The 13040-nt window shown below is 57.4% G+C and carries 15 protein-coding genes; 11 read left to right on the forward strand and 4 right to left on the reverse strand.

The features are described from left to right. The first annotated feature begins 68 nt into the window (after positions 1 to 68). The 9 genes from PspR84_RS07110 (at position 69) to PspR84_RS07150 (ending at position 7557) form a co-directional block, all read left to right on the forward strand. Complete coding sequence (locus tag PspR84_RS07110) at positions 69 to 1262, forward strand: CaiB/BaiF CoA-transferase family protein (RefSeq protein ID WP_160056484.1); 1194 nt, start codon at positions 69 to 71, stop codon at positions 1260 to 1262. After that, a complete protein-coding gene (locus tag PspR84_RS07115; RefSeq protein WP_160056486.1) occupies positions 1259 to 2185 on the forward strand; it encodes a hydroxymethylglutaryl-CoA lyase in 927 nt (308 codons plus the stop codon). Before PspR84_RS07110 ends, PspR84_RS07115 begins: the two co-directional genes overlap by 4 nt. Positions 2186 to 2369: 184 nt before the next feature. Beyond that, a complete protein-coding gene (locus tag PspR84_RS07120) occupies positions 2370 to 3701 on the forward strand; it encodes an MFS transporter (RefSeq protein WP_160056488.1) in 1332 nt (443 codons plus the stop codon). A gap of 350 nt (positions 3702 to 4051) precedes the next feature. Then, positions 4052 to 4786 carry a hypothetical protein gene (locus tag PspR84_RS07125; RefSeq protein ID WP_160056490.1) on the forward strand — a complete coding sequence of 245 codons (735 nt, stop codon included), beginning with the start codon at positions 4052 to 4054 and terminating at the stop codon, positions 4784 to 4786. Positions 4787 to 4815: 29 nt separating this feature from the next. Beyond that, on the forward strand, positions 4816 to 5541 hold the full coding sequence (locus PspR84_RS07130) for a hypothetical protein (protein ID WP_160056492.1): 726 nt from the start codon (positions 4816 to 4818) through the stop codon (positions 5539 to 5541). Between the two features lie 4 nt (positions 5542 to 5545). Next, entirely contained in the window at positions 5546 to 5962 is a 417-nt protein-coding gene (gene fos / locus PspR84_RS07135; RefSeq protein WP_160056494.1) for a fosfomycin resistance glutathione transferase, read from the forward strand. 60 nt (positions 5963 to 6022) lie between these two features. Continuing rightward, positions 6023 to 6661 (forward strand): LysE family translocator, encoded by a 639-nt coding sequence (locus tag PspR84_RS07140; protein WP_160056496.1) that lies wholly within the window; start codon positions 6023 to 6025, stop codon positions 6659 to 6661. Positions 6662 to 6821: 160 nt separating this feature from the next. Continuing rightward, a complete protein-coding gene (locus PspR84_RS07145; protein WP_007911485.1) occupies positions 6822 to 6977 on the forward strand; it encodes a KGG domain-containing protein in 156 nt (51 codons plus the stop codon). A 76-nt stretch (positions 6978 to 7053) separates the two neighbouring features. Continuing rightward, positions 7054 to 7557, forward strand: a complete 504-nt coding sequence (locus PspR84_RS07150) for a DUF4142 domain-containing protein (RefSeq protein ID WP_160056498.1) — start codon at positions 7054 to 7056, stop codon at positions 7555 to 7557. Between the two features lie 92 nt (positions 7558 to 7649). On the opposite strand, the gene PspR84_RS07155 is transcribed toward PspR84_RS07150, so the two are convergent. Continuing rightward, complete coding sequence (locus PspR84_RS07155; RefSeq protein WP_123594790.1) at positions 7650 to 8060, reverse strand: low affinity iron permease family protein; 411 nt, start codon at positions 8058 to 8060, stop codon at positions 7650 to 7652. A 213-nt stretch (positions 8061 to 8273) separates the two neighbouring features. Between PspR84_RS07155 and PspR84_RS07160 the strand changes: the two genes are divergently transcribed. Then, complete coding sequence (locus tag PspR84_RS07160) at positions 8274 to 9359, forward strand: type I restriction endonuclease (RefSeq protein ID WP_077571499.1); 1086 nt, start codon at positions 8274 to 8276, stop codon at positions 9357 to 9359. Positions 9360 to 9395: 36 nt separating this feature from the next. Here the strand turns inward: PspR84_RS07160 and PspR84_RS07165 are convergent, their stop codons facing one another. Continuing rightward, positions 9396 to 9935: an AidA/PixA family protein gene (locus PspR84_RS07165; RefSeq protein ID WP_160056500.1), complete on the reverse strand. Its 540-nt coding sequence runs from the start codon at positions 9933 to 9935 to the stop codon at positions 9396 to 9398. Between the two features lie 126 nt (positions 9936 to 10061). Beyond that, complete coding sequence (locus tag PspR84_RS07170; protein WP_007911481.1) at positions 10062 to 10565, reverse strand: inclusion body family protein; 504 nt, start codon at positions 10563 to 10565, stop codon at positions 10062 to 10064. A gap of 377 nt (positions 10566 to 10942) precedes the next feature. Between PspR84_RS07170 and tam the strand changes: the two genes are divergently transcribed. Continuing rightward, entirely contained in the window at positions 10943 to 11713 is a 771-nt protein-coding gene (gene tam / locus PspR84_RS07175) for a trans-aconitate 2-methyltransferase (RefSeq protein WP_160056502.1), read from the forward strand. 189 nt (positions 11714 to 11902) lie between these two features. On the opposite strand, the gene PspR84_RS07180 is transcribed toward tam, so the two are convergent. Continuing rightward, positions 11903 to 12640: a class I SAM-dependent methyltransferase gene (locus tag PspR84_RS07180; RefSeq protein ID WP_160056504.1), complete on the reverse strand. Its 738-nt coding sequence runs from the start codon at positions 12638 to 12640 to the stop codon at positions 11903 to 11905. Positions 12641 to 13040: the final 400 nt, after the last annotated feature.

Raw genomic sequence — 13040 nt, forward strand, 5'->3', positions numbered from 1 at the left:
GATTGGATTTTGCGCTTGGCGTTCCTCTAGCCTTGGCCACCTACTCCAAGAACAAGAGGTACCCCGCGATGACTGCCCCTTTGAGTGCGATCAAAGTGATCGAGATCGGCACCCTGATCGCCGCGCCGTTTGCAGCGCGCATGCTCGCCGAGTTTGGCGCCGAGGTGATCAAGATCGAAGCCATGGGTCAGGGCGACCCGCTGCGCAAATGGCGCAAGCTGCACGAAGGCACGTCGCTGTGGTGGTACCTGCAATCACGCAACAAGAAATCCCTGGCACTCAATCTGAAATCTGCCGAAGGCATTGAACTGGTCAAGCAACTGGCCAGCGATGCCGACGTCATCATCGAAAACCTGCGCCCCGGCGCATTGGAAAAACTCGGCCTCGGTTGGGACGTACTCCACGCGCTGAACCCCAATCTTACCCTCGTGCGCATTTCCGGCTACGGCCAGACCGGCCCGTACCGCGATCGTCCGGGTTTCGGCGCGATCGGCGAGGCCATGGGCGGCATTCGCTACACCACCGGCACCCCCGGTTCACCGCCGGCGCGGGTCGGCGTCAGCCTCGGCGATTCGCTGGCTTCGCTGCACGCGGTGATCGGCGCGCTGATGTCGCTGCTGCGGGTCAAGACCGGGCAGGGCGGCGGGCAAGTGGTCGATGTGTCGCTGGCCGAAAGTGTGTTCAACGTCATGGAAAGCCTGGTGCCGGAATACGACATGCTTGGCCATGTCCGTGAGCGCAGTGGCGGCGCCTTGCCGGGCATCGCACCGTCGAACACTTACCTCACGGCGGATGGCGCTTACGTGGTGATCGCCGGCAACAGCGACCCGATCTACAAACGTCTGATGCAAACCATTGGCCGTGATGACCTGGCTGAAGCAGCGGAATTCGCTCACAACGATGGTCGTGCCGCCAAGAGCGGTTTGCTCGACGCCGCGATCACCCACTGGACCAGCAGCCTGCCGATCGACGATGTCCTCGCGGCACTGGAAGCCGCTGAAGTGCCGGCCGGGCGAATTTATTCGGTAGCCGACATCGTTGCCGACCCGCACTATCTGGCACGGGACATGCTGCTCAATGCCGAGTTGCCCGGCGGTGCAACAGTGAAGATGCCCGGCATCGTCCCCAAACTCTCGGAAACCCCCGGCGGCGTGAACTGGTCGGGGCCGAAACTCGGCCAGCACACCGACGGTATTCTTGCCGGCCTCGGCCTGACTGAACTCGACATCGAACGCCTGAAAAGCCAAGGGGTGGTGCAATGATCACGGACATTTCGCAAACCCTGATCGTCCAGGAAGTCTCGCCTCGCGATGGCTTGCAGATCGAGCCGACGTGGGTGGAAACCGCTGACAAGATCGCGTTGATCGATCAACTGTCGCTGGCCGGTTTCAGTCGCATCGAGGCCGGTTCGTTCGTGTCGCCGAAAGCCATTCCGGCGCTGCGTGATGGCGAACAGGTCTTCACCGGCATTCAACGACAGCCGGGGGTGATTTACGTCGCGCTGATTCCCAACCTCAAAGGTGCACAGCGCGCGTTGGCGGCGGGTGCCGATGAACTGAATCTGGTGATGTCCGCCAGCCAGACTCACAACATGGCCAACATGCGCATGCGTTGTGAAGATTCGCTGGCGGCGTTTGCAGAGATTGTCGCGTTTGCCAGCGGTTCTGGCGTGCGCCTCAACGGCAGCATCGCGACGACGTTCGGTTGTCCGTTCGAAGGTCAGATCGATGAGGATCGCGTACTGCAAATCGTCGATGCTTACCAGGAACTCGGCATTGCGGGCATCACCCTGGCCGACACCACTGGCATGGCCAATCCGCGCCAGGTGGATCGTTTGGTGCGGCGGGTGTTGCAGCGGGTTTCGCCGGCTGATCTGACCCTGCATTTCCACAACACCCGTGGTCTGGGTTTGTGCAATGTGCTGGCGGCCTACGAGGCGGGGGCGCGGCGTTTCGATGCGGCGCTCGGTGGTCTCGGTGGCTGCCCGTTTGCGCCGGGTGCGTCGGGCAATATCTGCACTGAAGATCTGGTGAACCTGTGCGATGAGATCGGCATCCACACCGGCATCGATTTGCCGCTGCTGTTGAAACTCTCGCGCGGCTTGCCGGATCTGCTGGGCCACGAAGTGCCCGGCCAACTGGCCAAGGCCGGGCGCAACTGCGACCTGCACCCGATCCCCACCTGACAACCCCAATCCACTGTGGGAGCGAGCCAGCTCGCGAATGCGTCGCGTCAGTCGAAATCAACGGTGAATGACACACCGCCTTCGCGAGCAGGCTCGCTCCCACAGAAAAGCGCTCCACAGTGAGCGTCATAACCAGACAACAAAAACAATCGGACGCCCACCGGCAGTCCGCCTGGAGAAAGCTATGAGCCTCAATGTAATGGAGGCGGGCGCGCGTCCGTCCGTCGATCACGATGCCGAAAAAGCCCTGGTCAGCAAAGTCGCCTGGCGTCTGATGCCGCTGATCATGGTCTGCTACCTGTTCGCCTTTTTCGACCGCATCAACATCAGCTTCGCCAAGTTCCAGCTACAGACCGATCTGAGCCTGAGCGACACCGCGTACGGCCTCGGCGCCGGGTTGTTCGTGGTCGGTTACGTGCTGTTCGAAGTGCCGAGCAACATGATGCTGTACAAGGTTGGCGCACGGCGCTGGATCGCGCGGATCATGATGTCGTGGGGCGTGGCGACGGCGGCGATGGTGTTCGTCAACAGCGAATGGCAGTTCTACGCGCTGCGCTTTGTGATCGGCGCGATGGAAGCCGGTTTTGCCCCGGGCGTGCTGTATTACCTGACGCTGTGGTTCCCGCAGCATTTCCGTGGCCGCATCACCTCAATGTTGTTTCTCGCGTCGGCGTTCGCCGGGCTGGTCGGCGCGCCGTTCTCCGGTCTGGTGCTGGAACACCTCGACGGTGTGCTGCAAATGCGCGGCTGGCACTGGTTGTTTTTGCTCGGCGGCGTGCCGTGCATCGGTCTCGGTTTTCTGGTGCTGATGCTGCTCAAGGATCGCATCGAGGATGCGCACTGGCTGAGCGCTGACGAGAAGAAACTGCTGTCCAGCCGCATCGCCCGGCATGAGCCGCACAAGAGTGGTGGTTCGTTGCTCGCGGCGTTGAAGATTCCCGGTTTTCTGACCTTGGGTCTGATCTACTTTCTGATTCAGGTCGCGTCCTACGGTTTGAATTTCTGGGCGCCGCAATTGATCCGCAGCGCCGGCACCGAGAGTCCGGTGATGATCGGTCTGCTGACGGCCATTCCGTACATTTGCGGGGCGATCAGCATGGTGGTGATCGGGCGTTTGTCGGATGCCACCGGTGAGCGGCGCAAGTTTGTCGCCGGGCTGGTGGTCGTCGGCGCCATCGGCTTTTTCAGTGCGGGAATTTTCGCCAGCCACACGACGTTCTTGATCGTAGCCCTCGGCTTGCTGGGTGCCGGGATCATTGCTTCGATTCCGAGCTTCTGGACGCTGCCACCGAAGTTGTTGGCCGGTGCTGGCGCTGGTGCGGCCGGCGGGATCGCGGTGATCAATACACTCGGGCAATTCGGCGGGATCGTCAGCCCGGTGATGGTCGGGCGGATCAAGGATCTGACGGGCAGCACCACGCCGGCGCTGTATGTCATTGGCGTGGCGGCATTGATCGCTGCGGCACTGTTGCTGTGGGGCTTGCCGCAGAAATTGCGCACGCTCGACAAGTTCTGAGATCTGCGGTGTCTGCAATGACGCCTTCGCGAGCAAGCTCGCTCCCACATGTGATCGCATTTCTCCAGTTGGAATTCGGCACCTGTGGGAGCGAGCCTGCTCGCGAAGACTGACTTCCAGACACTGATAAATCACGGATTGACTCCATCAGTTAACAGCCACCCCATTTTTCTCAAACACACGAATCAACACCACCCTGGCAATCGCCAACATCGCCCCAACGCCCGCAACGCCGTCAACGATTTCTCGCTACCAAGCGGGAAATGCACTTTGGTTTACTGATGATTCGGTTGAAAGGGTCGATACAGCAGGGGATAGTGCGCGGCTGAAAAGTGCTCAAGGAGCGGGAAGTGACAGTGAAGTCTGGCTGGATCGGGTGTGCGGTATTGTGCGGGTGGTTGCTGGCGGGGCAGGCATTTGCCGATTGCACACCGGCACCCACGGCGCATGAGATGGATTTTTCCCTCTGCAGGGATTGGCCGGCGTATCCCGGGCTGACGCTCACCGCTGCTGCCAATTTCTCGCCCGATCCGGTGTATGGCGAGTCAGGGACTGTAGGGCTTTACGATCTGCGTTTGTCCTTGGTGGCGAGCGGAGATTCAAAGCCGTTAGCGAGCTTTTATCAGCCCTCGGCATTTTCTGTTGATGCCATCGCGCTTGATGATCTGAAATTCGATACCGCCCGCTATAAGCTCGCGCCGCAATTGCAGGCCTTTGGCGTGCGAGTACGGTTCAAAGGCTCTTCGCGCGTGAATCCTGTGGATGAAACCTGGTTGTCGCTCTATGTGAAAGACGACAACGCACTGCGTCCTGTCATGAATCGGCTGGTGGTTTATGAATATGGCGGGGAGTGGGATGGCAATTGTGCGGGAGAGCGCTACGAGACTACGCGAACCGTGGCTCTGGCCAAGACCAGCAGCCATGGCTATGCCGACCTGATTATCAAAACGATCCGTAGCTCGACTGTTGGCGAGGGCGAAGGCGAGGCGTGTGTATCCAATACCGTCACGCAAAAACCGGTCTTGACGACACTTCGCTATGACGGCAAAAACTACGTAATGCCTGAAGATTTCAAAGGCCTCTAAGACCGATGTCTTTTACTCAAGGAAGAATAATGTTCTCGCGTACTACATTGCTGGGCTCTTTCATCGCGATGGGCCTTTTGACGATGGCCGCTCAAGCCCAGGCTGCCTGCCAGACCAAAGACTTCGACGGCAAATCCCTGTCGCGCTGCAAAGTCTGGCCCGCCGTGCAGAATCAGGCGATCGCAGTCAAATCCACCTACCTTGCCGACGCCGGCGACGATGATGCCGGGGTGTTCGATCTGGATCTTTCGATCGTCAACGCCAGCACTTACAACCCCATCGCCACTTACCGTAAACCGGGCGCCTACAACTCCGATGCCGTGCGCTTTGAGGATCTGCGCATCGACACGGCCCGTTATCGACTGGCGCCGGAAGTTCGGGCTTTCGGTCTGCGTTCAAAGTTCGCGCACAGTTCCCACGCCATTCCCTACGAGAAAACCGATCTGGCGCTGTACATTCGCGAAGGCAATGAGTTGCGTGCGGTGCTGGAGGGCTTGGTGGTCGCCAAGAGCAACGGTGAGTTCATGAATGATTGCGAAGGCTACACAAAGACGATTCGCCGAACGGTCGAGATCGGCCCTTCCAGTCATCATGGTCTGGCCGATTTGATCGTCACCACCAGCGGCAGCAAAATGAAAAACACCCAGTCGGGTAAAGAGTGCGTTTCCAATACCACCCGCCTGAAGCAGAAACAGATCACCCTGACTTACGACGGCCAACAATACATCGTCCCCGAAGACCTCAGAGGGTACTGACCCGATGCTCACCGGCCTCAACCACCTGACCCTCGCAGTCAACGATTTGCACCGCAGCCTGGCGTTCTACCGCGATGTGCTGCAGTTGCGCGTAGAAGCCACGTGGGACGCCGGTGCCTACCTTTCGCTGCCGGGGCTTTGGTTATGTTTGTCGTTTGATCCGCTGCGTTCGAGTGAATCCTGCGCCGATTACACCCATTACGCCTTCAGCCTCAATGCTGCCGACTTCTCAGCTTTCGTGCACAAGCTAAAAGCCGCGAACGTACTGGAGTGGCGTGACAACCGCAGCGAAGGCGCGTCGTTCTACTTCCTCGATCCCGACGGGCACAAGCTCGAAGCTCATGTCGGCGATCTCGCTTCCCGACTGGCAGCGTGTCGGCAAAAACCGTACGCCGGCATGCGTTTTTACGACGAGTCATGATCAGACACATTTGTCTGTTATAGACTGGCGGCCACGTGTTCTGGCGCTTGCAGGTTTTCCATGACTCCATCGTTGCTAATGGCCGTGCTGGCCTCGGGTTTCATTTATGGCATTACGCCCGGGCCGGGAGTACTGGCGGTGTTCGGCATCGGCGCTGCCCATGGGCGGCGGGCCGGGGCGGGGTTTCTATGTGGGCATCTGCTCGGCGATGTGGTCTGGTGCAGCACGGCGCTGATTGCGATTGTCGGCGCCCGCGAAATCGGCAGCACCGCGTTTGATGTGCTCGGTGTGCTCAGTGGCCTCTATCTGTTCTGGCTCGGCTGGCGCGCGGTGCGCGCCCAGCGCCGCAACGGCGACGAACCCCAGGGCGCGGCGCGCAAACCGTTCTGGCACGGCATTCTGTTCGGGCTGACCAATCCCAAGGCCTACCCGGTGGCGGTCGCGACCTTCACCGCGCTGTTGTCGAGCCGCGCCGAACTGCTCAACTGGTCGATGTTGCCGGCGCTGATTGCCCTGAGTTTCCTCGGTGGCTTGCTGGCCTACGCTATTCTGATAGGCGTGGTTGGCGCGCAGCGGGTTCGCACGCTGTATCAGCGTCATGAGCTGCTTATCACTCGTTTGTGCGGCGTGATGTTCATCGGTTTTGCCATCAACGCGCTGCTGCATGCGCTGCCGGGACTGATGCCGAACAAGGCTTGAGGGTGTGTGCAGGGATGCGCAATCAAGCGCTCAGGCAGGGTAGGTAAAGCGGCGCCGTTCGTCGCAGCGACTGCAACTTTTCTAAACCTTTGCCGGCCAGAAAATTCTCAATCTAGGCGGGCACCTGCTCGCCACGATCATTACCAAGAGGTAGAGAATCATGCCTAACTCAAGAAACTCGAACTCGGGAAACTTCGCCAACGATCGAACCAAGGCCTCTGAAGCGGGTCGCAAAGGTGGGAAAACTACCACAACGACTGTCGACAAAGAGCCAAAACCAGATATGGGCCGCAAGCCCGCTCAGAAATCGAAGTAGTCGGTAAAGGTAGTTTTGATTGAGAGGCGGGGGCGTAAGCTCCCGCTTGAATTTCGCAAGTGAGGAGGGCGCGACCATGAGCCGGATGGCCACCCGTATACGCAACATGAGTTTTGCATCGCTGTTGGGCTTGTGTGCCAGCAGCGCTTTTGCCCAGTCGCCCGCCGATTTCATCAATGATGCCTCGGCCAAAGGCATGGCCGACATCGAGGCCAGTCGTCTGGCCCACAGCAAAGCCGAATCGAAAGAGGTCAAGGACTACACCATCGTCGTCATCAACGACCGCACCACGGCCAACCAGCACCTGGCGAAAATCGCCAAGAAGCTCGACTTGCCGGTCGCGCCGCGTGAGGAACTGGCCGGCAAGGCCAAGGAATTGATGCCGCAAGTAACCGAAGGCGCATCCTTCGATCAGGCCTACGCCGCCAGCCAGGTCAAAGCTACTGAAGAGGCTATCGAGCAGATTCAGCAAGAAGCACAGACCACTGACGTGCCGGAGATCAAGGCGTTTGCCGACGAGACCTTGCCGAAGCTGCAAAGTCATCTGGAAATGGCTCGCGCGCTGCAGGCTAGCCGCTAACCAGGATCAAAAGATCGTAGCCTTCGGCAACTCCTACAGGGATTTTGTAGGAGCTGCCGAAGGCTGCGATCTTTTGCTTTTTATCTAACTTATCAGCACTCATTCAAATCCTGCTTGGACTTGCTCTTCTCGCCCAGCCCCTCCAGATTGAACACTTCGCCTTCACCCAACGAACGGTAGTGCCTGCGCAGCGCTTCCAGCTGCTTCAAATCGAGCGCCTCCAGCCCAAGCATCGCGTTCTGCGCCTCTTTGGTCACTAACAGCAATTCATCGATCTTCAAATGCAGAATGTCGGTGTCGCGGTTCTGCGTGTTCTGGATCAGGAACACCATCAGGAACGTGATGATCGTGGTCGAGGTGTTGATGATCAGTTGCCAGGTGTCGTTGTAATGAAAAATCGGCCCGCTCAACCCCCACAACCCGATCAGGATCAATGCTCCCATGAAGGTCTTCGGACTTCCGGCCACCATCGCGAGCTTCTGGGAGATTTTTGCGAATTTCATAGCGGTGTTCCTTATTGGGGGAGTGCTTGAAATTCAGACATTGGGGGAGATATGAAAATTCTACTTACATCCATGCCCTTTCAATAAAAACACGGTCGCGCAAAGTTCGCCTGATGGCGAAACTTTCATTGTGTGGTTTTGTGGCTAGTATCAAGTGGCAATCAAATTGCCAGTAGCCCATTACACGGACAGACATCACGCAAGAGGCCACTCATGGAATTCTTCGAAAAGTTAGCCAGCCTAGCCGCCAAAGTACGGTTGCAGAGCGCCGCAATCCAGACGGAAGAGGCAACGAAAAATGCGTTCGTCATGCCATTTATCAGCACGGTGTTGGGCTACGACGTCTTTGACCCGACTGAGGTGACGCCAGAGTTTGTCTGTGACATCGGCACGAAGAAGGGCGAGAAAATTGATTACGCCATCATGAAGGAGGGCGAAGTACAGATTTTGATTGAGTGCAAAAAGATCGGTGAACCTCTGCATATCAATCACGCCTCCCAGTTGTTTCGGTACTTTCACGTCACCAGCGCTCGAATTTCCATCCTCACCAACGGTCAGGTCTACAAGTTTTTTACCGACCTGGATGCGCCAAACAAGATGGATGAAAAGCCCTTTCTGGAATTGGATCTTCTCGACATCGATGAGTACTCGGTCCCCGAACTGATCAAGCTGACGAAGTCGGCTTTTGATGTGGACTCGATCATCAACGCCGCTGGCGAATTGAAATATGTCAGTCAAATCAAAAAGGTTATCGCAGCTCAGGTCAGCAAGCCGGATGATGACTTTGTGAAGGTATTTGCCTCCCGCGTTTACGACGGTGTGATCACTCAAAAAGTACGTGAGCAGTTTCATGAGCTGACGAGAAAAGCCGTTGTGCAGTTCTTGAATGACCAGATCAATGATCGCCTCAAATCGGCAATGAGTGGTGCCATTCAACCAGCATTGGCGTCCTTGCCGTCCACCTCTACCGGGACAGATCCAGTAGATCCGCGAGATGAGTCGGATGACAAGGTTCTGACAACTCTGGAAGAGCTTGAGGGCTACCACATCGTTCGCGCGCTGGTCCGGTCGGTGGTCGATGCCAAGCGAATCGTTCAGCGTGATACGCAGAGTTATTTCGGGATACTGCTGGATGACAACAATCGCAAACCAATCTGCCGGCTGCATTTCAATCGGTCACAGAAGTACATCGGTATATTTGATGAGGAAAAAAATGAGACCCGTCATCCGATTAGCTCTGTGGATGATATCTACGAGTATTCGGATCATCTGAAAAAAACGGTCGGCTATTACGACTGAAAATGAAACCGGCCTTAAGGGCCGGTTTTTTGTCGATTAGTTCGTGATTTTCAGTCCTAAAGTCCAGTGGAAGTAACCCACCACCTCACACTGCTGATTGACCAGCATGAAACTCAGTTCGCATTGCACGTCGCCGGGTTTCTTCGGCGTGCAGGTCCAGAAATGGTCATCAGCCTGTCGGCTGCCCGGTGTTGTCGGGTCGTCCGGGTTGGGCGCGGGCACCGTCAGGTTGGTATGAATTTGCAGGTTCGGTTCGGAAAGCACGCCGCTGTCAGCCACTGTCATGCGGTACACAACCATACTGTGTTCGGCGATCAGGCTGACGGAGCGTCCACGGACGTGCAGGTCGCGGCCAATTTCGACCGGGACTGTTATTGTGCTGTCATTTATGGCTATTTCTTTCGAGTTATTACCTATGGCGAAAAAGATAAATCCATCGGTAATGCTCGTTGGCGCGGCAGCGTCCAGACTTGGGTTCGGATAACGCGTCAGCACTGATTCGGCATCGACGATCAGCAACACATTGTGTGCGTCGGTGACGGCGGATGAGGGTGAAGGGATCGGTTCGCTGATCATCATGGATTCCTTTCATGATGTTGGCACAAGACGACAGCCGCTTCGGTCAAGGCAAGACATCCTGTTCCGGGCGCAGCGGCAGCGGATCGGTCGAGCCCCTTGTTACCCAAAGGGCTCGACACATCATCAGTTATGGATGGAGATGAACGGATCCCACGAGCAGCAGCCGATGATCTGGCAGTTGCGGTCGACGATCAGGAAGTGGAAGTGATAGGTCACGCGACCACAGTCGAGGGTTTCGGATGACCAATAGTGGTTGTCGACTTTCTGGCAGCTTGGTACGGATGGATTGCTCGTGTTGGGCACAGCAACGCACGCTGTGGCCTTGCGCGGGGAGGGCGGCGAGATCAGGTTCTCTCCGGCGTTGGGGACGAATTTGTAGAAAATCACCGCCTGTTCGAAGCTCTGCGACAGGCTGGTTTCACGCCAGCGGATCAGATCGCCGACCTGAGCCTTGAGATCCAGTTCGCCACCGGCCTGGCCACTGACGACGTTGTCCTGATTGGTGACCATGTACACATGTTTCCAATCGATCAGCGTGGGATTCTTCGGATCCTTGCTGATGTTTGGATACTTTTTCAGAATGGTTTCGGTGTCGATGGAAACCAGAATATCCGTCACTCGAGACATGGTGATGCTCCTTTTTCATAGTGAACGTCGGACTGCAATCCAGGCACGACGACGCTTGCTTGCCGTATGGCTTTTGCCAGCACACTACTGGGGGAACCCACTGATCACGAGAAATGAACAGGCCGTGCTCCTTGCACGAAATCGACTGATTCGGGTTCCTTCCGATTGCCGCTCCTTGACTATAGGTACGATTTTTTAGCTGTCAAAATCGCTTTTGTCTGGCTCGACGGACGGTCGTCGAATCCATAAGGTCCGACCTATTGGCTATAAGCAGGCAGGACGGTCTGACACCGTTTGCAATCGAGCCGCTGTGGAACTGCTCGCTGCGCACCCTGTATCGTGACGAACCGCTGAAATGTCCCCGACAGGAGAACGCAATGAGTTGGTCCGCCAAACAATACGTCGCTTTCGAAGATGAACGCACCCGCCCGGCCCGCGATCTGCTGGCGGCGATTCCCACGTCTGACGCGCGAACTGTGGTCGATATCGGTTGTGGTCCCGGTAACTCGACGGAGCTGCTGGTGCAGCGTTTTCCCGGGGCGAAAGTCAGCGGGCTGGACAGTTCGGCGGACATGATCGATGCAGCACGCAAGCGCTTGCCGCCGTTGCAGTTCGATGTGGCGGAGATTGATCAATGGGCGGATGAAGGCCCCTTCGATGTGATCTTCGCCAATGCCGTGTTGCAGTGGGTGCCGGATCACGCGACGTTGTTGCCGGCGTTGGCCAGCAAGTTGTCGGCCGGTGGCAGTCTGGCGATCCAGATGCCGGACAACCTCAATGAACCCTCCCACCGCTTGATGCGTGAAGTCGCCGCGAATGGCCCTTGGGCCAGCAAACTCGCGGGTGCAGCGGGCCAGCGTACCGACATGGCGAGCGCCGGCGATTATTTCTCGATGCTGCGGCCACATTGTGCGCGGGTCGATGTGTGGCGCACCACCTACCACCATCAGCTGACTGGCGGGGCGGCGGGGGTGGTGGAGTGGTTCAAGGGCAGCGGGTTGATTCCGTTTTTGAGTCCGCTGACCGAGGCGGAAAAGGCGCAGTACCTGGAGCAGTATCTGGCGGAGGTTGAGAAGGCTTATCCGGCATTGGCGGATGGTTCGGTGCTGTTGCCATTTCCACGGTTATTCATTGTCGCGACTCGCTGAAATGAGCCGGACGTGTTGTTCGGCTGGAGATTTCGGGTGCGTTTTCGGACGGGCCCCTCACCCCAGCCCTCTCCCGAGGGAGAGGGAGCCGACCGGTGTTGTATTCGAAACCGGAGTTCGGCTCGATATTTCAGGTCGGCGTAACCCTAGAGAACAACTCGGTCAGTCCCCTCTCCCTCTGGGAGAGGGTTAGGGTGAGGGCTTCTGCACAGCCACCAACATCATCATCGGCCGTTCCCGCTCTTCCGCCAGTGCCGGTTGCGCCGCTACTTCAGCATCGCTCGGCCCCCATTCATTGACATGACGAATGGTAAACCCCGCATCGATCAGCGAATTGAGCAATGTCCCGACCGTACGATGCTGCTTGATCACGCCCTCGGCCAACCAGTTCGTAACCCGCTCACCCTCCAACTGATAGCTGTCCAGCGGCCAACGCTTGTTCCCTTCACCGTCAATCAACCAGCCCGGATTACGCGGCGCCATGAAGATTGGATGCTCAATGGAAAACACAAAGTGCGAACCCGGTTTCAGCGCCGCGTACAGGTGCGCAAACAGCCCCGGCAAATCTTTGATGTAATGCAGCGCCAGTGAGCTGTAGGCCAAATCAAAACTACAGGCGGACAGATCGAGCTGTTCCAGATCGGCGCGCTCATAACGAATATTCGCCGCCGTCGTGGTAGCCCGAGCCCGCTCCAGCATCTTCTCTGAGACATCCAGCCCCAACACACTCCCCGCGCCACTCTCAATGGCCCAACGGCTGAACCAGCCATAACCGCAGCCCAGATCCACCACATTCAAACCGTGCATGGATGGCAACAGCGTCTTGAGCGCAGGCCACTCCGGCGCCGCGTCGAGGCCGCCGATGGAGCGGTTCATCTGGCTGTAACTCTGAAAAAACTCGGGATCGTCGTAAATGTTTTGCGTCATGGTGAAATGCTCTCTTGAGTTCGATCGTCAGCGGCAAAGTGGCCGCGAGTGGAATCCCTCGAAAGTGATGGCACGTATTCGTCGATGGCCGCGCAGGGGGAGGGTGGTGGTTGATAGGGAAATGCTAGTCGGTCGAGACGAAGGTGAAAATCGATGGAGTGTTGTGGATCTGTAATGTCAGAAAATTCTGCAAGGTTTTTTGCTGCTTAAACGCACTCGGTGGCCAGTGTTTATAAGTGTTCGGTGTTACGTCCTGAAGCCTACAAATCCTTGCGCCGTTGCCTACCGCTACGCCAGAATCCGCCGGCTTGTGCGCTTGGTAGGCGGTCGGTAACTTGGTTCGCGTCACTGATTTCCAGTGATCGGGTTTAGTAGCTCGGCATCCTCAATCTAAATAGCT

Source organism: Pseudomonas sp. R84, from assembly GCF_009834515.1.
Taxonomy (GTDB): Bacteria; Pseudomonadota; Gammaproteobacteria; order Pseudomonadales; family Pseudomonadaceae; genus Aquipseudomonas.